The organism is Oceanicella sp. SM1341 (assembly GCF_003448965.1).
Taxonomy (GTDB): domain Bacteria; phylum Pseudomonadota; class Alphaproteobacteria; order Rhodobacterales; family Rhodobacteraceae; genus Paroceanicella.
Window position 1 is genome coordinate 61,438 of the sequence record NZ_QRGC01000024.1, and the last position, 18,872, is coordinate 80,309.

General features: G+C 69.5%; 19 protein-coding genes. 8 read left to right on the forward strand and 11 right to left on the reverse strand.

Features of this window, described 5'->3' with window-relative positions:
* Nucleotides 1-84: 84 nt before the first annotated feature.
* Nucleotides 85-906, forward strand: a complete 822-nt coding sequence (locus D3P35_RS18925) for a universal stress protein (RefSeq protein ID WP_118136730.1) — start codon at nucleotides 85-87, stop codon at nucleotides 904-906.
* 474 nt (nucleotides 907-1,380) lie between these two features.
* Here the strand turns inward: D3P35_RS18925 and D3P35_RS27010 are convergent, their stop codons facing one another.
* Genes D3P35_RS27010 through D3P35_RS18940 form a run of 3 tightly spaced genes read right to left on the reverse strand, consistent with a single transcriptional unit; the run spans nucleotide 1,381 to nucleotide 3,656 of the window.
* Entirely contained in the window at nucleotides 1,381-1,674 is a 294-nt protein-coding gene (locus tag D3P35_RS27010; RefSeq protein WP_370031885.1) for a hypothetical protein, read from the reverse strand.
* A gap of 28 nt (nucleotides 1,675-1,702) precedes the next feature.
* Nucleotides 1,703-2,170 (reverse strand): DNA polymerase III subunit chi, encoded by a 468-nt coding sequence (locus D3P35_RS18935; RefSeq protein WP_118136732.1) that lies wholly within the window; start codon nucleotides 2,168-2,170, stop codon nucleotides 1,703-1,705.
* Nucleotides 2,171-2,180: 10 nt separating this feature from the next.
* Nucleotides 2,181-3,656, reverse strand: coding sequence for a leucyl aminopeptidase (locus D3P35_RS18940; protein ID WP_118136734.1), 1,476 nt, complete (start codon nucleotides 3,654-3,656; stop codon nucleotides 2,181-2,183).
* A gap of 150 nt (nucleotides 3,657-3,806) precedes the next feature.
* Here D3P35_RS18940 and lptF point away from each other — a divergent pair, with 150 nt between their 5' ends.
* The 6 genes from lptF to rsmA are packed head-to-tail and all read left to right on the forward strand — an operon-like array spanning nucleotide 3,807 to nucleotide 11,371.
* Nucleotides 3,807-4,922: an LPS export ABC transporter permease LptF gene (gene lptF, locus D3P35_RS18945; RefSeq protein WP_157982213.1), complete on the forward strand. Its 1,116-nt coding sequence runs from the start codon at nucleotides 3,807-3,809 to the stop codon at nucleotides 4,920-4,922.
* A complete protein-coding gene (lptG, locus tag D3P35_RS18950) occupies nucleotides 4,919-6,025 on the forward strand; it encodes an LPS export ABC transporter permease LptG (RefSeq protein ID WP_157982214.1) in 1,107 nt (368 codons plus the stop codon). The genes lptF and lptG overlap by 4 nt, the downstream gene beginning before the upstream one ends.
* A 42-nt stretch (nucleotides 6,026-6,067) precedes the next feature.
* Nucleotides 6,068-8,239: an LPS-assembly protein LptD gene (locus D3P35_RS18955; protein WP_157982215.1), complete on the forward strand. Its 2,172-nt coding sequence runs from the start codon at nucleotides 6,068-6,070 to the stop codon at nucleotides 8,237-8,239.
* Between the two features lie 41 nt (nucleotides 8,240-8,280).
* Nucleotides 8,281-9,561, forward strand: coding sequence for a peptidylprolyl isomerase (locus D3P35_RS18960; protein ID WP_198670702.1), 1,281 nt, complete (start codon nucleotides 8,281-8,283; stop codon nucleotides 9,559-9,561).
* Nucleotides 9,558-10,529 (forward strand): 4-hydroxythreonine-4-phosphate dehydrogenase PdxA, encoded by a 972-nt coding sequence (gene pdxA, locus D3P35_RS18965; protein ID WP_118136742.1) that lies wholly within the window; start codon nucleotides 9,558-9,560, stop codon nucleotides 10,527-10,529. Before D3P35_RS18960 ends, pdxA begins: the two co-directional genes overlap by 4 nt.
* Nucleotides 10,526-11,371 carry a 16S rRNA (adenine(1518)-N(6)/adenine(1519)-N(6))-dimethyltransferase RsmA gene (rsmA, locus tag D3P35_RS18970; RefSeq protein WP_118136744.1) on the forward strand — a complete coding sequence of 282 codons (846 nt, stop codon included), beginning with the start codon at nucleotides 10,526-10,528 and terminating at the stop codon, nucleotides 11,369-11,371. The genes pdxA and rsmA overlap by 4 nt, the downstream gene beginning before the upstream one ends.
* Nucleotides 11,372-11,381: 10 nt before the next feature.
* Here the strand turns inward: rsmA and D3P35_RS18975 are convergent, their stop codons facing one another.
* The 3 genes from D3P35_RS18975 to prfA all read right to left on the reverse strand — a co-directional run bounded on the left by D3P35_RS18975 (nucleotide 11,382) and on the right by prfA (nucleotide 14,048).
* Nucleotides 11,382-11,930: a DUF4167 domain-containing protein gene (locus tag D3P35_RS18975; RefSeq protein ID WP_118136746.1), complete on the reverse strand. Its 549-nt coding sequence runs from the start codon at nucleotides 11,928-11,930 to the stop codon at nucleotides 11,382-11,384.
* Between the two features lie 229 nt (nucleotides 11,931-12,159).
* On the reverse strand, nucleotides 12,160-12,996 hold the full coding sequence (gene prmC / locus D3P35_RS18980; RefSeq protein WP_118136748.1) for a peptide chain release factor N(5)-glutamine methyltransferase: 837 nt from the start codon (nucleotides 12,994-12,996) through the stop codon (nucleotides 12,160-12,162).
* The gene (prfA, locus tag D3P35_RS18985) at nucleotides 12,993-14,048 is read right to left on the reverse strand and encodes a peptide chain release factor 1 (protein ID WP_118136801.1); all 1,056 of its coding nucleotides are present in this window, start codon (nucleotides 14,046-14,048) and stop codon (nucleotides 12,993-12,995) included. The genes prmC and prfA overlap by 4 nt, the downstream gene beginning before the upstream one ends.
* Before the next feature lie 77 nt (nucleotides 14,049-14,125).
* Between prfA and D3P35_RS18990 the strand changes: the two genes are divergently transcribed.
* The gene (locus D3P35_RS18990; RefSeq protein ID WP_232830558.1) at nucleotides 14,126-14,398 is read left to right on the forward strand and encodes a hypothetical protein; all 273 of its coding nucleotides are present in this window, start codon (nucleotides 14,126-14,128) and stop codon (nucleotides 14,396-14,398) included.
* A gap of 4 nt (nucleotides 14,399-14,402) precedes the next feature.
* Here the strand turns inward: D3P35_RS18990 and ispG are convergent, their stop codons facing one another.
* From ispG to D3P35_RS19015, 5 genes are all read right to left on the reverse strand, one after another.
* Complete coding sequence (gene ispG, locus D3P35_RS18995; protein ID WP_118136750.1) at nucleotides 14,403-15,527, reverse strand: flavodoxin-dependent (E)-4-hydroxy-3-methylbut-2-enyl-diphosphate synthase; 1,125 nt, start codon at nucleotides 15,525-15,527, stop codon at nucleotides 14,403-14,405.
* Between the two features lie 81 nt (nucleotides 15,528-15,608).
* Complete coding sequence (locus D3P35_RS19000) at nucleotides 15,609-16,820, reverse strand: helix-turn-helix domain-containing protein (protein WP_118136752.1); 1,212 nt, start codon at nucleotides 16,818-16,820, stop codon at nucleotides 15,609-15,611.
* A 288-nt stretch (nucleotides 16,821-17,108) separates the two neighbouring features.
* Nucleotides 17,109-17,615: a MarR family winged helix-turn-helix transcriptional regulator gene (locus D3P35_RS19005; RefSeq protein WP_118136754.1), complete on the reverse strand. Its 507-nt coding sequence runs from the start codon at nucleotides 17,613-17,615 to the stop codon at nucleotides 17,109-17,111.
* Between the two features lie 83 nt (nucleotides 17,616-17,698).
* A complete protein-coding gene (locus D3P35_RS19010) occupies nucleotides 17,699-17,965 on the reverse strand; it encodes a succinate dehydrogenase assembly factor 2 (protein ID WP_118136756.1) in 267 nt (88 codons plus the stop codon).
* Nucleotides 17,952-18,872, reverse strand: a complete 921-nt coding sequence (locus D3P35_RS19015; protein ID WP_118136758.1) for an ROK family protein — start codon at nucleotides 18,870-18,872, stop codon at nucleotides 17,952-17,954. Before D3P35_RS19015 ends, D3P35_RS19010 begins: the two co-directional genes overlap by 14 nt.

Here is an 18,872-nt window from a genome sequence, read left to right on the forward strand (position 1 = left end):
ATGATCTGGATCAAGGTGCGCTGCGCGCCCCCGGTGCTATCCCTCCTCCCGTGGCCGACAGGTCCCCACTGAAGGAGCCGCATCATGACGATCAGGAACATTCTCGTGTCCTACAACGGCACGCCCGCCGCCGACGCCGCGCTGACCATGGCGAAGCTGATGGCCCGCACCCACGACGGGCACCTCACCGGGGTGCTGTCCTACGGGCCGCAGGAGATCATCACCACCTACGCCGGCTACATGCCGGCCGGGGTGGCCGAGCAGCTGGTGGAGGCCGATCTCGCCCGCCGCGACCAGGTGATGGCGCGCTTCAGCAAGCTCACCGCGGACATGGAGCCGGCGCGGGTGCATTTCCGCGACGTGTTCTCCACCGCCGACAACGGGCTGATGGACGTCTCGCGCTGCTACGACATCATCGTGATGGGCCGGGCGCCGCAGGCGGGCGAGTTCCCGCACATGGAGGCCCACCCGGACGTGGTGGCCCGGCACTCGGGCCGCCCGGTGCTGGTGGTGCCGGCGGAGTTCGAGGCGGCGACCTGCGCCTCCTCGGCGCTGATCGCCTGGGACGGAGGCCGCGCCGCGGCCCGCGCGCTGAGCGACGCCCTGCCGCTGCTGAACCCGAAGGCGGTGGTGCGGGTACTGACCATCGGCAACCCCGAGGACACCGCCGCCCTCGACCCCGTGGCGACCCATCTCGGCCGGCACGGCATCGCGGTGGAGCGGGAGATCCGGGCGCGCAAGGGCCGCTCGGTGGCCCAGACCCTGCTCGACGGCTGCACGGACGCGGGTGTCGACATGCTGATCATGGGTGCCTACGAGCACTCGAAATTCGCGGAGGACCTGTTCGGCGGCGTGACCGACACGGTGCTGCGCAACGCCCCCATCCCGGTGCTGCTCAGCCACTGAGCCCGGGAGAGGCACGACCGAAGCCTGGGGCCGGTGGGGCCCCGGACCCTGGTGAAGGCCGTGTGAGGGCCGCCCCTTTCTGCGACGTGAGGGGCGGCCCGTTTTCTTTCGCAGCGGGCCGGTCTGAACGGCCGGTCGGGAGGCGCGGCGCCCCGCCCCCTCCGCGGGACCGTGGCGCCACGGGTATCGAGTCCGGAAGCCAGCATTCTCAGAAGGTTACTCGGCGTTTCTCACAAGGCAGTGCACGCGTGCCCGAAACACCGTAAGCAATGCCGCGCCTGCCCGGCCCACGGCCGCGACACCGGCTTTCCTCATCCGACCAGCCGGCCGCTGCACCCGTTGTCGATCCATCCGTCGGGCATTTCCTCCCCCGGGCCGGACCCTCGGCGCGATGCCGGCGGCGCGCCGCGACGCGGGCTGACCGGGCGCGCGCGATGATGCAAGCGCCCGCCCGGAAGCACCGTGACCGCGGCCTCACGGCCAGACCGGCGCGCCCTCCAGGCCCGCGGTTTCGGGCAGGCCGCAGATCAGGTTCGCGTTCTGCACCGCCTGGCCGGCCGCGCCCTTGCCGAGGTTGTCCACCACCCCCATCACGATCACCAGGTTCCGCTCCGGGTCGGCGGCATAGCTGACGAGGGAGAGGTTCGAGGCGCTCGCCCATTTGGTCTGCGGCGGCCGGTCGGTCACCCGGACGAAGGGGCGATCGGCATAGAAGCTGCGCGCCGCCGGGGGCCGGAGGCGGTCTCCCGCCGCGCCGGGCGGCGGCACGGCGGAACATCCCGCTCTGCCCGGGCGCCTACGCCTGCGCGCCGGAGCTTGCCTTGCGCACCCAGCGGCCGTCTTCCTGGGCCCAGTAGGTGGCCTGAAGCCCTGCCCCGGCGATGCGCTTCCAGTCCTCGCGCGCGGCGCCGACGGCGCCGGGGTCGGCGCCGTCGAAGAGCAGCACGGTGCGGGTGAGCGCGCTCATCTCCGCCGTCTCGGCCCGCGCGCCGTCGACGAGGAACAGCACCTCGGCGCCGTTGGGCATCTCGGGCCCCGCGGTGAGGTAGACCGGCTGGCGCTCCGCGTGCTCGGGCCCGGTGCCATGCGGCAGGAAGCCGTCGTCGGAGCTGGTCCAGAGCAGGCCGTCGAGCGCCGGCACCCGCTCCGCCACCCCGCAGCGCACCACGGCGCGCCAGCCGCGCTCGAGCGTGCGCTCGAGCAGGCCGGGCAGCGTGGCTTCCAGCGTGCTGCGGGTCAGGTGGTAGAACAGCACCTCGGACATGGCGCGGGGCTCACTCCGCCTCGTATTTCTCGCGGATCAGCCGGTCGAGGGCGCGCACGCCCCAGCCGGTGGCACCCTTGGGGGCGAAATCCGTCTCGGAGGGCGGCACGGTCACGCCGGCGATGTCGAGATGGCACCAGGGCACGTCGTCCTTCACGAAGCGGCCGAGGAACTGGGCGGCGGTGATCGAGCCGCCGGCCCGGCCGCCGGTGTTCTTCATGTCCGCGAGGCGCGACTTGATGAGCTTGTCGTAGGCCGGGCCCATCGGCATGCGCCAGGCGCCCTCGCCCTCGCGCCGCGCGGCGGTGATGAAGGCGGCGGCCAGGGTCTCGTCGTTGGAGAACACGCCGGCGTTTTCATGGCCCAGCCCGACGATGATCGCCCCGGTGAGCGTGGCGAGATTGATCATGCCCGAGGGCTTGAAGCGCTCCTGCGCGTACCACATCACGTCGCCCAGCACGAGCCGGCCCTCGGCGTCGGTGTTGATGATCTCCACCGTGTCGCCCTTCATCGACTTCACGATGTCGCCGGGCCGCTGGGCGAGGCCGTCGGGCATGTTCTCGACCAGGCCGACGAGGCCCACCACGTTGGCCTTCGCCCGGCGCAGCGCCAGCGCGCGCATCACGCCGGAGACGACACCGGCGCCGCCCATGTCCATGGTCATGTCCTCCATGCCGGAGGCGGGCTTGAGCGAGATGCCGCCGGTGTCGAACACCACGCCCTTGCCCACCAGGGCGAAGGGGGGCTCGTCGCCGCCGCCCATCCATTTCATCACCACCACCTTGGTGGGGCTGGCCGAGCCCTGCCCCACGCCCAGCAGCATGCGCATGCCCAGCTTCTCCAGCTCCTCCTCCTCGAGGATCTCCACCTCGAGGCCGAGCTCCTGCATCGCGGCGAGCCGGGCGGCGAACTCGGTGGTGGTGAGCACGTTGGAAGGCTCGTTCACCAGGTCGCGGGTGAAGAACACGCCCTCGACCAGCGCCATGTAGGGGGTGGAGGCGGCGGCCGTCGCCTCGGCGTCGGCGACCTGGAAGACCACCTTCGGACGCGGCGTCTCTTCCTCGGCCGCCTTCTTGTAGACGCGGAAATCATAGGCGCGCAGCGCGAGACCGTAGGCGATCTCCTGCGGGTTGCGGATGTTGGGGGCCACCACGGTGACACCGGCCTCGGCCATGTTGCGCGCCACCCAGGAGCCGGCCTTGCGGGCCGGCAGCAGGCCGGGGGAACGGGCGAGCTTGACCACCAGCAGCTTCTCCGCCTCGATCCCGCTCGGCATGGCCAGCACCATGCCGGTGCCCTCGTCGAGCTTCTCGAAGCTCTTGCTCTCGATGGCGCGTTTCAGCACGCCCTTGACCATGCGGTCGAGCCGGCGCAGGGGCTGGGCGAGGTTGCCCTCTGCCGGAACGAATACCGCGATGGAGCCGGCCGCCTCGGCGAGTGCGGGAATGTCGACGGCCTCGAAGCTGATCTGGACTGGCTCGGTCATTGCGTTCCTCCGGCAGGGCGTTTGTACAGGCAATCACACCTAGTGCCTTTGCCCGATCTTGACCAGCGCCTGCGAAAAACATACCCGAAGGGGGGATACGCGCCCCGCCCGCACGGGGGGAAGCCGCTCCCCCGGGGGCACGGAGGTTGCTTGAACCAGCTCGACAGATACATCTTCGGCCAGATCGTCGGCCCCTTCGGCTTCTTCGCGCTGATCTTCACCGGCGTGATCTGGCTGAGCCAGAGCCTGCGCATCATCGACCTGGTGGTGAACAACGGCCAGTCGGCGGCGGTGTTCGCCGAGTTCACGGCGCTTCTGCTGCCCACGGTGATGTCGGTGGTGATGCCGGTCTCGGCCTTCGCGGCCACGCTCTTCGCGCTCAACCGGCTCTATTCCGAATCCGAGCTCGTGGTGATGATGGCCTCCGGGCGCAGCTTCGCCGGGCTGGCGCGGCCCGTCGCGATGTTCGGGCTGATGATCATGGCGGCGATGATGGTGGTGACGCTCTACCTCATGCCCACCGCCGCCCGCCAGCTGCGCGACCGCATGGCCGACCTGCGCGGCGACATCGCCAACGTGCTGATCCGCGAGGGGCAGTTCATCCACCCCTCCGACGGCATCACCATCTACGTGGGCGACGCGAGCCGCAGCGGCGAGATGGCCGACATCTTCATCCACGACATGCGCAACCCGGCCCAGCCGGTGACCTACTCGGCAAACCGCGCCGCCCTGGTGCGCGCCAACGGCGAGGCGCGGGTGGTGATGTTCGACGGCACCGCCCAGCAGTACGACACCCGCACCACCTCGCTCTCCACCCTGCGCTTCGACACCTTCACCTACGACCTCACCGCGCTGATGCAGGACGACGGCGACCGCCGCCGCAAGCCCTCAGAATACTACGTGGGCACGCTGGTGAACCCGCCCGATGAGATCCGCGCCCAGCCCGGCTACCAGGCGGGGGATTTCCTCGCCGAGGGGCACGAGCAGATCGTGGCCCCGCTCTACGCGCTGGTGCTGCCGCTGGTGGCGGCCACGTTCATCCTGCTCGGCGGCTTCCGGCGCCGCGGCTTCGCGGTGCAGATCTGGCTCGCCATCGGCGCGGGGCTCGGGGTGCGGCTGCTCGGCGTGGCGGCAAAGGCGGTGGCCACGGGCAACGCCGCGCTCTGGCCGGTGATGTATGCCCCGCCGCTGATCACCCTCGCCATCATCGTCTGGCTGCTGGCGCGGCGGCACGTGGGCGCCCGGCGCCGGGAGGCCATCACGTGAGCCCGACCCTGTTTCGCTACATCACCCGGCGCTTCCTCGGCACACTGGCCGCGGCGCTCATGGTGGTGATGCTGCTCATCATCCTCATCGACCTCGTGGAGCTGATGCGCCGCGGCTCGGACACCGACGCGAGCTTCGGCGACCTGCTGGTGCTCGCGCTGCTGCACGCGCTCTCGGTGGCCAACACCACCTTCCCCTTCGTGTTCATGCTCGCGGCCATGGCCTGTTTCGGCCGGCTGGCGCGCACCTCGGAGCTGGTGGTCACGCGGGCCGCGGGGGTTTCGGTCTGGAAGCTGCTGCTGCCGGTGGTGCTCACCTCCGCCTGTCTCGGCGTGCTGGCCTTCTCGGTGTACAACCCGATCTCGGCCGCCACGCTGAGCCGCTTCGAGACGCTGGAGGCGCGCTACTTCCGCGGCCAGGAGAGCCTGCTCTCGGTCTCGCGCGAGGGGCTGTGGCTGCGCCAGGGCGGGCGCGACGACCAGACGGTGATCCGCGCCCGGCGCTCGAACGCGCAAGGCACCGAGCTCGAGCAGGTGTCGCTCTTCCGCTTCGGGCCGCAGAACACCCTGCTCTCGCGCATCGAGGCGGCGCGGGCCGACCTCGGCGACCATGTCTGGTCGCTGACCGACGTGCACCGCTGGACCTTCGACCCCGAGAACCCCGACGCGAGCCCGGTGCGCGACGAGGCGGAGGAGGCGCAGGTGCCCACCGACCTCACCTCCAACCACATCCTGGAGAGCTTCGCCTCGCCCGACGCGATCGGCTTCTGGGACCTGCCGGATTTCATCGAGGCACTGCGCGCCTCGGGCTTCTCCACCCTGCGCCACGAGATGCATTTCCAGACCGAGCTTGCCAAGCCGCTGCTCTACTCGGCCATGGTGCTGATCGGTGCTGCCTTCTCCATGCGCCACGTGCGCTTCGGCGGCATAGGGCTGATGCTGGTGGGGGCCACGCTTACGGGCTTTGCCCTGTTCTTCGTCTCGGATATCACACAGGCTCTCGGGGCTTCGGGGGCGATTCCGACACTGATCGCGGCATGGGTTCCACCGGCCGCGGCGATGTTGCTGGCGCTGGGATTGCTGTTCTATCTCGAGGACGGATAATTGCCCGGCGCAGGGGCCCCGGCGTCAAAGGAAGGGATGGGTTTGGCATTCAACACGGCACGAGGCGGCATCCTCGGTGTTCTCGTTGCGGCTGGCGCGCTCTGCGCGCCGGCGCCGGGTTTCACGCAGGAGCTCGTGGAGCTTCGCAACGACCTTCCGGTCACGCTCGTCGCCGACGAGGTGACCTACGATTCCGTGGGCCGCAAGCTCACGGCCAGCGGCTCGGTGGAGGTGTTCTACGGTGACCGCACCCTGACGGCCGAGCGGATCGTCTACGACCAGGCCACCGACCAGATCACCGCCACCGGCCAGATCGTGGTGCGCAACCCCGACGGCTCCACCCTCTACGCCGATTACGCCGAGCTCGACCGCGACCTGCAGAACGGCCTGCTGCAATCGGCGCGCTCGGTGCTCGCACAGCGCTTCCGCATCGCCGCGGTGGAGGGCCAGCGCGTGGGCGGGCGCTACAACGTGCTCGGCAAGGCGGTGTTCTCCAACTGCGAGGTCTGCGCCGAATACCCCGAGCCCTGGTGGCGCATCCGCGCCCGCCGGGTGGTGCACGACCAGCTTGAGAAGAAGATCCACTACGAGGACGCCACGTTCGACCTGCTCGGCGTGCCGGTGATGTACCTGCCCTACTTCAGCCATCCGGACCCGACGGTGGAGCGGATGAGCGGCTTCCTGATGCCGGATTTCCGCCAGTCCGACACTTTCGGCTACGGCGCCAAGCTGCCGTATTACTGGGTGATCGACGAGCAGAGCGACGCCACCATCACCCCGTTCATCACCACCGACGAGGGCCTGCTGCTGGAGGGCGAGTACCGCCGGCGCTTCGAGAACGGCCGGCTGCGCCTCGGCGGTGTCGCCACCTACGACAACAGCCTCGACACGGTCGCCCGCCCGCTGCGCGGCACCTTCAACGGCGACGGCTACTACTATCTCTCCGACACGATCTTCGGGCATTTCGACAGCCGGCTGGTGACGGATGACGGCTTCCTCTCCGATTTCGAGTATTCCGAGGACGACCGGCTCACCTCCGAGGCGGCCATCTCCTCGTTCCGCCGCGACGGCTACTGGGAGATCGGCACCGCCTATTTCCAGAGCCTGCGCGACGACGAGGGCAAGGGCTCCATCCCCTTCGCCCTGCCGGAATTCGACCTCCAGCAGGTCTGGCAGCCCACCTTCGGCGGCGACCTCGGCATCACGCTCAACTCGGTGGGGCTGAAGCGCTCGGAGGGGCAGGACACGTTCCGCGCCACCGCCATCGTCGATTACGAGAAGACCTGGATCACCGCCTCGGGCGTCACGCTGCGCGGCTTCGGCTCGGCCCAGTTCGACGCCTTCCGCACCTGGGACAGCGACGAGGTGCCCAACGAGTACAAGCCGCGCTTCACCCCCGAGCTCGGCGTGGACATGCGCTACCCGCTCATCCAGTCCACCGAGAACGCCACCCATGTGCTGGAGCCCATCGCCCAGCTGATCTGGTCGGAGCCCAGCACCACCCAGTCGCTGCTGCCCAACGAGGACAGCGCGCTGGTGGAATTCGACGAGACCAACCTGTTCGACACCTCGCGCTTCGCCGGTTACGACCGGGTGGAGCCGGGCTTCCGCGCCAACCTCGGCGTGCGCTACGAGCGCTTCGACGCCGATGGCTGGAGCATCGGCACGGTGGTGGGCCGGGTGCTGCGCAACGAGCCGCAGGACGTGTTCGACGACGTGCCGGGCCTAGACGGCCGCGCCTCGGACTATGTGGGTGCCGTCACCTTCAAGCTGCCGCCCTACCTGAGCCTGGTGAACCGGGTGCTGCTGCGCGAGGACATGGAGTTCGACCGCTACGAGGTGCGGCTCGACAGCGCCTACGGCCCGCTCACCCTCGCCGGCTCCTATGTCTACCTCACCCCGGACCCGCAGGCCCAGGCCTTCGACGAGCGCTCGGAAGGCGCTGTCGATGCCTCGTATGTGATCGACAGCAACTGGTCGGTGAGCGGGCGCATGCGGTATGATTTCCAGGAGGAGAGTTTCGTTCGGGCCGGCGCCGGGATCACCTACGGGAACGAGTGTTTCGAGATCGATTTTTCGGTCTACCGGCGATTCACCAGCTCGGAGACGGTGGACGCTTCCACGAGTTTCGGGGTACAGGTGCGCCTTGCCGGACTGGGCTCAGACCTCACCCGCGCCCGCCGGGCAGACCGGTGCCGCCTGATCACCCGCTGAGGATGACCAGGCCGATGATTGACGAGAAGAAGGAAATTTCGATGTTCGCGCGTCTGGCCGCTGTGCTGAGCTTCCTCGCCCTCGCCCCCGTTCCCGGGATGGCGCAGCAGGCGCAGGGAGATCCCTTCGCTCCCGCCGTGGTGGTGAACGACTCCCTCGTGACGAATTTCGACGTGGCGCAGCGCCTGCGCATGATGCAGCTCATGGGCGCGGCGCAGGGCAACGACCCCCAGCCCGCCATCGAGAGCCTGATCGACGACAAGCTGCGCGCCCAGGCGGCCCGCCGCACCGGCATCGAGCTCTCCGAGGACCAGATCGCGGCCGCGCTCGACGATTTCGCCCGCCAGCGCGGCTTCGAATCCGGCGAGGAATTCGTGCGGCGCATCGGCGAGGCCGGCGTGTCGCGCCAGGCGGTGGTCGATCTCGTGGCCAACCAGGCCGCCTTCCGCGAGGCGATGCGCGTGCGCTACCTGCCCCGCGCCCAGCCCACCGACGCCGAGATCGCCGCCGCCACTGCCGAGGGTTCCACGCAGGGCGTCGGCCCCACCTCGCTGCACATCGCCGAACTGGTGATCCCGGTGCGCGAGCGCGGGCCCGAGCGCACGCGCGAACTGGTGAACCGGCTCTACGAGGAGCTCTCCAACGGTGGTGACTTCGCCGCCGCCGCGCGCGAGTACAGCCGCACCCGCAGCGCGCCGCAGGGCGGCGACGTGGGCTGGATGCCGCTCGACCGCATGCCGCCGCAGATCGGCGACGAGCTCGCCCTGCTCACCACCGGCCAGGTGACCCGCCCCATCGAGGTGCCGGACGCGGTGGTGATGCTCAAGGTGCTCGACGTGCGCCAGGATGCCATCGCCACCGGCGATGCCGCCTCCGCCGTGCCGGCCGCCCAGGTGACCGTTGCGCGGCTGGTCATCCCGCTGCGCAACGGCGCGACGGAGGCCGACGAGACCGCCGCCCGGGCCGAGGCCCAGCAGGTGGTGCGCGACATCTCGAGCTGCTCCGACATCGACGCGCGCAAGGCGAGCTACGGGCCCGGCTCCGGCCTCGAGGGCCCGGTGGCGCTCTCCTCGCTGCCGCAGGGCGAGCGCGAGGCCCTCGCCAACGTGCAGGCCGGCGACATGGCGCGCGTGGCGCGGGTGCCCGCCGGCATGTCCATCGTGATGGTCTGCGCCCGCACCGAGGACGCGGCCTCGGCCAGCGACGCCACGAGCGACGAGCTGCAGCAGGCCCGCTCGCGGCTGGTGAACCAGCGCATGGAATCCTACGCTGCGGGCTACCTGCAGGAGCTGCGCCGCGACGCGGTCATCGAGTATCGCTGATGCGCCCCATCGCGCTGACCATGGGAGACCCGGCGGGGATCGGCGGTGAGCTCACGCTCGCCGCCTGGGCCGCCCTGCGCAGCGAGACCGTGTTCTACATCATCGGCGACCCGGACTGGCTGCGCCGCCTCGGCGGCACGGTGCGCGAGATCGCAGCCCCCTCGGAGGCCGCCGCCTGCATGGCCGATGCGCTGCCGGTGCTGCCCGAGCGGCTGGAACGCCCCGTCACCCTGGCCCAGCCCGACGCGCGGAACGCCGCCGCGGTGGTGCGCTCGATCGAGCGCGCGGTGGCCCAGGCGCTCGGCGGCGAGGCGGCCGCGGTCTGCACCAACCCGATCAACAAGAAGGCGCTGCAGGACGGCGCGAATTTCGGCTTTCCCGGCCACACCGAGTTTCTCGCCCATCTGTGCGACAGCCCGCGCCCGGTGATGATGCTGGCGGGGCCCGACCTGCGGGTGGTGCCGGTCACCATCCACATCCCGCTGTCGCAGGTGCCGGCCGCGCTCACGCCCGAGCTGCTGGAGGAGACGCTGCGTGTCACTCATGCCGGGCTGCAGCGCGATTTCGGAATTCCGGCGCCGCGCATCGCCGTGTCGGGGCTGAACCCCCACGCGGGCGAAGGCGGCGCGATGGGCTTCGACGAGATCGAGCGCATCATCCCGGTGCTGCACCGGCTCGCGGCCGAGGGCATGCTGGTGACCGGCCCCTTCCCGGCCGACACCATGTTCCACCCGCGCGCCCGCGCCACCTACGACGCGGCGGTGTGCATGTACCACGACCAGGCGCTGATCCCGACCAAGACGCTGAACTTCGATGACGGGGTGAACGTGACCCTGGGCCTGCCCATCGTGCGCACCTCGCCCGATCACGGCACCGCCTATGACATCGCCGGCCGCGGCGTGGCCCGGCCCGACAGCCTGATCGCGGCGCTGCGCCTCGCGCGCGACATGGCCGGAGCGCGGGCGTGAACCGCAGCCCGGACGGCCTGCCGCCGCTGCGCGAGGTGATCGCGGAACACGATCTCGCGCCGCGCAAGGCGCTGGGGCAGAACTTCCTCTTCGACCTCAATCTCACCGCGCGCATCGCCCGGAGCGCCGGCAAGCTCGAGGAATGCGACGTGCTGGAGGTGGGCCCCGGACCCGGCGGCCTCACCCGCGCGTTGCTCATGGAAGGCGCGCGCCGCGTGCTCGCCATCGAGCGCGATTCCCGCTGCCTGCCGGCGCTGGCGGAGGTGGCCGCGCATTACCCCGGCCGCCTCGAGGTGATCGAGGGCGACGCGCTGAAGATCGACCCGCGCGAGAAGCTCACCGCCCCGATCCGCATCGTGGCCAACCTGCCCTACAACGTGGGCACGGAACTGCTCATCCGCTGGCTCACGCCCGCGGAATGGCCGCCGTTCTGGAGCAGCATGACGCTGATGTTCCAGAAGGAAGTCGCCGAACGTATCGTGGCGCGCCCGGGCTCGAAGGCTTACGGGCGGCTGTCGTTGCTTGCGCAATGGCGCTGCGAGGCACGCATGGTGTTCGAGGTTCCGCCACAGGCCTTCACCCCGCCGCCGAAGGTGACCTCGGCGATCGTGCATCTCGCTGCCCGTCCCGCGCCGCTCTACCCGGCGCGTGCGGATCTCCTGGAACGTGTCGTCGCGGCGGCCTTCGGGCAGCGCCGCAAGATGCTCCGAGCCAGTCTCCGTGCCCTCGGGGGCGATGCGGAGGCCTTGCTTGAAGCGGCGGGTATCGAACCCACCCGTCGTGCCGAAACCCTTGATCTCTCAGAGTTCTGCGCGCTTGCGCGCGCGTTCGAGGCACGTTGAGCGGCGGGCGTCAGCCCACCGACGCGGAAGCCGTTTCCGGCTCCTGGGCACCCTGATCATCGGATTTCGCCTCGGATTTCCGGGGCGTCCGGCGACGGGGCGCACGGGTACGGGTCTTGGGCGCGGGCGCCGGGGTCTCTTCCGCGGCGGCAGCAGGTTCCTCGGCCTTCTCCGCGCTTTCGGGCGTCTCGACGAGCCCGCTTTCGGAGTGGTCGTCCTCGATGGTGGCGAGCGGCGAGTCGTCCCGCGGCTGCTCCTCGTTGCCGGTCATGGCGTTCTGGTTGCCCTGCCCGGTTTCGCTGCGCGCGTTGAGCTCGCGCTGCGCTTCGCTGAGCATGCGGATGTAGTGTTCCGCGTGCTGCATGAAGTTTTCTGCCGCGACCCGGTCACCGGACGTCTGAGCGTCCCGCGAGAGGGTCGTGTATTTTTCGATGATCTGCTGCGGCGTGCCGCGCACCTTGCCTTCGGGTCCGGAACTGTCAAACACTCGGTTGACGATGTTACCGATACTCTTGCGGCTGCTCTTGTTGCGAGAGCGATTCTTGTTCGAAGATCTCATTCGATTTCCTGCACATGGGTGTGCTGCGGGCACTGGCCCAGAGCCGTGCACAAGCGAAATTCCGCCGGTGTATTCCCGCAATGCCAATTAGTCGGTCCGGCCCCCTGGGAGTGCTGCCTCTCAGTGCAGTCTCGTCCGGACAGGATCTGTCTACACTGCGCCAGATGTATGACTCAACCCCTAAACGCGAGAGAGAAACAGTTTTCGGCGGAATCTTGCCTATACTGTGTCATCCCTGCACTACCACGACGCGCGGCTGACCGTTGAGATCATGCCTCAGGGAAACGTGGCAAAACCCTGAATTCCGGAAGATTTCCGGAACAGCATCGCCCTGGTCGTAACCGATTTCGAACAGGGCAAGTCCTTGGGGTTCGAGTATCCTGGCCAGTCCGGCTGCGATCTGCCTGTAGGCATCCAGTCCGTCTCCGCCGGGGGTGAGAGCCATGTCCGGCTCCCAGTCGCGCAATTCCGGGGCGAGCCCCGCCATCGCACTTTCCGAGATATAGGGAGGATTCGAGACGACGCAATCAAATGTTTCGTCGATCCCGTCGAGCCAGTTGCCATGCCGCAGCAGGCTGCGCTCGCAAACCCCTGCGCTGACGGCATTTTCCCGCGCAACCTCGAGTGCGGGAAAACTTGCGTCAATTCCCGTTCCGCGTGCATCGGGCCACTCTGCAAGCAAGGTCACGAGCAGAATCCCCGAGCCGGTGCCCAGGTCCAGCACCTTGCGGCGCGGCGGGCCCTCGAGCGCGATTTCCACGATGAGCTCGGTTTCCGGCCGGGGGTCGAGCACATCTGGGGTCACGCGGAAGTCCCGCCCCCAGAAGGCGCGGCGGCCCAGGATCTGCGACACCGGCTGCCGCCGCAGCCGCGCCGCCAGATAGGCGGAAAACCGCTCATGCTCCTCCCCTCCCGGCGGATCGGCAAGCTCGGTGGAGAATCGCGCCGCGGACAGCCCGGAGGCCTCGCGCAGCAGCAGCCGCGCGTCGCGCTCCGCGCCGGGCACGCCCGCGGCGCGCAGGGCGGCGCCGGCGCGGGCCAGAAGGGCGGCGCGGCTTTCGCTCATGGCTCGAGCTGGGCCAGGCGCGCGGCCTGGTCGGCGGCCACCAGCGCGTCCACCACCTCGCCGAGGTCTCCGGCCATGATCTGCTCCAGCCGGTAGAGGGTGAGGTTGATGCGGTGGTCGGTCATGCGCCCCTGCGGGAAGTTGTAGGTGCGGATGCGCTCCGAGCGATCGCCCGAGCCCACCTGCGAGCGGCGCTCGGCGGCGCGGCTGTCGGCGGCCTGCTGGCGCTGCATGTCGTAGAGCCGGGCGCGCAGCACCTCCAGCGCGCGGGCGCGATTCTGGTGCTGGGATTTCTCCGAGCTGGTCACCACGATGCCGGTGGGAATGTGGGTGATGCGCACGGCCGAGTCGGTGGTGTTCACGTGCTGGCCGCCCGCCCCGCTGGCGCGCATCGTGTCGATGCGGATGTCGGCGGCGGGGATCTCCACCTCCGTCTCGGCCGCCTCGGGCAGCACGGCCACGGTGGCGGCGGAAGTGTGGATGCGGCCTCCCGATTCGGTCTCCGGCACGCGCTGCACCCGGTGCACGCCGGATTCGTATTTCATCCGGGCGAACACGCCGGGCCCGCGCACCGCGGCCACCACCTCGCGGATGCCGCCGAGCTCGGTGTCGGTCTCGTCGAGGATCTCGAAGCTCCAGCCCTGGCTCTCGGCGAAGCGCTGATACATGCGCAGCAGGTCAACGGCGAAGAGCGAGGCCTCGTCACCCCCGGTGCCGGGGCGGATCTCGAGGATCGCGGGGCGGGTGTCGGCGATGTCGCGCGGCAGCAGGGCCACGCGCATGGCCTGTTCCAGCTCCGGGCGCCGCGCCTCCACCGCGGCCAGTTCCTCGCGCGCGAGGCCGGCCACCTCGGGATCGTTGAGCAGGGCCCGGGCGGCGGCTTCATCCTCTAGCAGCGCGCGATAGGCGGCGATCTGTTCGGCCACCGGCTTCAGCTCGGCATACTCGCGCGACAGCGCCGCGAGATCGGCCGGCGACAGGGCCTCCGAGAGACGCGCTTCGAGGTAGGCGAAGCGCTGGGAAATGGTGTCGAGCTTTTCCTTCGGGATCATGCGCAGGAGCATTGGACCGCGGCGCGGGAATGGTCAAGCGCCCTCGTGGGGCGGCGCGTTCCGTGCTAGGATGGCGCATGTCACGGGCGCTCGCCATCGCTGTGCTGCTCTGCCCCTGGCCGCTCGCGGCACAGGCTCCGGCCCCCGCGCGCCAGGCGCCGGACTGCTACTGCACCGACAGCCGGGGCGCCCGGGTGGAGATGGGCGACACCCGCTGCCTCGAAGTGGACGGGCGGGTGTTCCTCGCCCGCTGCGCGATGTCGCTGAACGTGCCGACCTGGCGCGAGGTGAGCGGCGGCTGCGCGCTCACCCCGTCCTCGCGGCTGGAGCGGCCGGAGCGGGCCGGCTGAACCGTCACTCGGCCGCGATCTTCGCCCTCTCGGCCTCGATCTCGGCGGCGCGCGCCTCCACCAGCTCGACGATGTGGTCGACCATGCGGGCGTTGTCCATCTTGTGGTCCTGCTTGCCGGCCATGTAGACCATGCCCGAGCCCGCGCCGCCGCCGGTGAAGCCGATGTCTGTCATCAGCGCCTCGCCCGGGCCGTTCACCACGCAGCCGATGATCGACAGGCTCATCGGGGTCTGGACATGCGCGAGACGCTCCTCCAGCGCGGAGACGGTCCTGATCACGTCGAAGCCCTGCCGCGCGCAGGAGGGGCAGGAGATGATGGTGACGCCGCGGTGGCGCAGGCCGAGGGATTTCAGGATCTCGAACCCCACCTTCACCTCTTCCACCGGGTCGGCGGAGAGGGAGACGCGCAGCGTGTCGCCGATGCCCATCCAGAGCAGGTTCCCCAGCCCGATGGCCGACTTTATGGTGCCCGACATCAGCCCGCCCGCCTCGGTGATGCCGAGGTGGATGGGAGCGTCGCAGGCATCCGCGAGGCCCTGGTAGGCGGCGGCGGCGAGAAACACGTCGGAAGCTTTCACCGAGATCTTGAACTCGTGGAAGTCGTTGTCCTGCAAAAGTTTCATGTGGTGCAGGCCGCTTTCGACCATCGCCTCCGGGCAAGGCTCGCCGTATTTCTCCAGCAGGTGGCGCTCGAGCGAGCCCGCGTTCACGCCGATGCGGATGGAGCAGCCATGGTCACGCGCGGCCTTCACCACCTCGCGCACCCGCTCGGCGGAGCCGATGTTGCCGGGATTGATGCGCAGGCAGGCGGCACCGGCCTGCGCGGCCTCGATGGCGCGCTGGTAGTGGAAGTGGATGTCGGCCACCACGGGCACGTTCACCTGGGCCACGATGTCCTTCAGCGCCGCCGAGCTCTCCCTGTCGGGCACCGAGACGCGGACGATGTCGACCCCCACCTCCTCGCAGCGACGGATCTGCGCCACGGTGGCGGCGACGTCGGTGGTGGGGGTGTTGGTCATGGTCTGGACCGAGATCGGGGCATCGCCGCCGACGGCGACCTTGCCCACGTGGATCTGGCGGCTCTTGCGGCGGTAGATGTCACGCCACGGACGGATGCTGTTGCTCATGTCGGGTGCCCTGCTCGCGCCGTTGCTGTGCTGGTCGGGAAAATAGGCCCGGGCGGAGGCAATGTCACCCCCCGGCCCGGGTTACTCCGAGGCCGGGAGAGCGGCGTTCTTTGCGACCGGGGTGTCGGGGATGGCGGCGAGGCTCGCCTGCGGCCAGGAGGCCTGCACGTCGTTGGCCACGAGCGAGACCTTCTTCGCCACGCCGGTGCCCCTGCCCAGCGGGCCGAACACCTTGCCGCCCACCCGCAGGTAGACCGCCCCGGCATTGCCGGCGCGCAGCAGCGGACCGTCGAGATCGTCGGGCACCTCGTAGCTCTCGCCGGGGCTGAGGATCTTCTCGAACAGCACGGTGCCGTTGGGCAGGTACACCCGCACCCAGGCGTTTTCGCGCGCATAGACCGAGACGCCGGCCGGGGCGGCGAGGGCCACCTGGTCGGGCACGGCATCGACGGCGGCCTCGACCGCGGAGACCACGGCCTCCGGGAGCACCGGCACCACCGCCGTGCCGGCATCGGCCACGGTGCCGGGCAGCACCGCGGTGGTGCCGGCGAGGCGCGGGGCGAAATGGCCGATGCGATTGGGGTCGATCGCGGCGATCGGGCCGTCCCGCGGCTCGATCTCCGGCGCTTCGAGGCGGGGCGCGTAGATCTCGGTGAGGGCGAGCTCGCGCGGGCTGGTTGCCGAAGGCGCGCCGGAGGCGATCTCGCTGCCTTCGGGCGCGACGGGAGCGCTCGGCTCGTCGAGCACGTCGGGCACCTGGGCGATGGGGGCGAAGCCGATGCGCTGGATGTCCTTGAGCAGGTACCAGCCGCCGTAGCCCAGCCCCCCGATGAGCAGCGCCAGCATCAGCACCGAACCGAGGCCGGAAAGGGCGGCGAAGGAGATGTCCGGGGCGGTGGGCCGCGCGAATCGCGACTTGCGCAGCATCTCGTCGGAGATCGAGCGCGCGGAGCCGGGCACGTTCTGCTGGCGGCGGGCCTGCGACATGCCGGCGAGGTCGGAGTTCACGCCGCGGAAGCCCGATTCGTCGCAGAAGCGGCGGTAGGTCTCCTCGGCGTCGAGATTGAGGTAGCGCGCGTAGGCCCGCACGTAGCCGGCGATGAAGCCGCGATTCGGGAAGACGGAGGCGTCGCAGTTCTCGATCGCGTCGATGTAGGCGGCCTTGATCTTGAGGTCGCGCTGCACGTCGAGCAGCGACTTCCCAAGCGACGCGCGTTCTCCCCTGAGTTCATCACCCAGCCGGAGCTCATAGGAGTCAAACCCCTGAAGGGCTATGACGCTCTCGTCCCGCATCCTGCGCTCATCGCCTCGCGCAAGCTCGTGGCCTGCGCCTTTGTTATCCCGGTTGAGAAGCCCTCCATACAGGCTTTCCCGGCTCTTTCGCAACAAAGCTTAGCACAGATTTGGCGAAATGCCGGAACTTTCACACAAGATGAAGATATCCCCGCAAGGGTGGCAAGATTCCGCCGGAAACGGCCCGGCCCGGGCGGATTCGCGCCAGCGCTGCACCCCGCTGCGCGCCGCAACCCGGGGCTGCAGCCGGCCGGTCGGAGACGCGGGTGGCGCACCACGGCCCCGGCCTCAGTAGATGTAGCGAATCTGATCGCTCCAGTAGCGCTCGATCCGCTGCATGGCGAGGTTCATCTCGGTGACGGTGGAACCGTCCAGCCGGCCTTCGCGGTAGAGCCCGTCGGCGTGGCGGGCGAAGAGGTCGGAGACCACCTTGCGGATGCGCGCCCCGCGCTCGGTGAGCTTCACGCGCACCGCCCTGCGGTCCATGTCGCAGCGCTGGTGGTGCATGTAGCCCGCCTCCACCAGCTTCTTGAGATTGTAGGAGACGTTGGAGCCCTGGTAGTAGCCGCGGCTCTTGAGCTCGCCCGCCGTCACCTCGTTGTCGCTCATGTTGAACAGCAGGAGCGCCTGCACCGCGTTGATGTCGAGCACGCCGAGGCGCTCGAACTCGTCCTTGATCACGTCGAGAAGCAGCCGGTGCAGGCGTTCGACCAGCGACAGCATGTCGATGTAACCTTCGAGCGACACCTTTTCAGGCGTCGCGTCAGAGCCCTTGATAGACGACAGGAACGACATTCCGCTTCTCCCCGCTTGATGTTGACGGGGAGGAGACTGAGCCAGATCCCGAAATTTTCGGTTAATGACGGAACAAAATGTTCCTATTTTGGTCCCATGCCTTCGCGGATCTCCGCGACGATGCCGGCATGCGCCTCGGGCACCGGCGCGCGGCCGGTGACCCAGAGGAACAGGTCCTGGTCGTTTTCCTCGAGCAGCAGCTCGTAGCGGGCGATGCGCTCGGGGCTCAGGGCGGCGAGGCGCGTGTCGGCGAAGCCGCCGAGGATGATGTCCATCTCCTTCATGCCGCGCCGCCAGCTGCGGATGCGCAGCCGTTTGAGGGTGATCTCGGGTGCTTCAGTCGAATCCATAATCCTGCTCCCAGAGCCGGGCGGCGCCGCGCACCCCCGAGCTGTCTCCGTGCATCGCCTTGCGCAGGTTGATCTTCGCGGAATCGGCGAAGACATGCGGCAGCATGGCGTCCGGCACCTCGGTATAGAGGTGCTCCATGTTCGACAACCCGCCGCCGAGCACGATCACCTCGGGGTCGATGATGTTCACGATCATGCCCAGCATGCGCGCGAGCCGGGCGACATGGCGGTCGAGCGCGGCGCGGGCCTCGGGGTCTCCGGCCTGGGCAAGCTCGACCACCTCGCGCGATTTGGGCGCCTCGCCCTGCTCCACCGCCCGGGCGAAATCGGCGGCCAGCGCCGGGCCCGAGAGCCACATCTCGAGGCAGCCGTGCCGGCCGCAGAAGCATTTCGGCCCGTGCAGCTCCTCCGGCGTGGTGGCGATGAGCGGGATGTGCCCCCATTCGCCGCCGATGCCGTTGTAGCCTTCGAGGATGCGCCCGTCGATCACGGTGCCGCAGCCCACGCCGGTTCCCAGGATCACGCCGAACACCGATTTCGCGCCCTTCGCGACCCCGTCGAGCGCCTCGGAAAGCACCAGGCAGTTCGCGTCGTTGGCCACCCGCACCGGGCGGCCGAGGGCGGCGCCCAGGTCCTTGTCGAAGGCGTGTTCGAACAGCCAGGTGGCGTTGCCGTTGCGCACGAAGCCGGTGTGCGGCGAGATCGAGCCGGGGATGCCCACGCCCACCGGCGCGTCCTGCACGCCCACCTGCTGTTCCACCCGGCGGACGAGGTCCGCCACGGCGCGCACCGAGCCCTCGTAATCGCCCCGCGGCGTGGGCACGCGGGTGCGGCCGGCCTCGGTGCCGTCCTTGCTCAGGTAGACGGCCTCGATCTTCGTGCCGCCATAATCAACGCCAATGCCCAA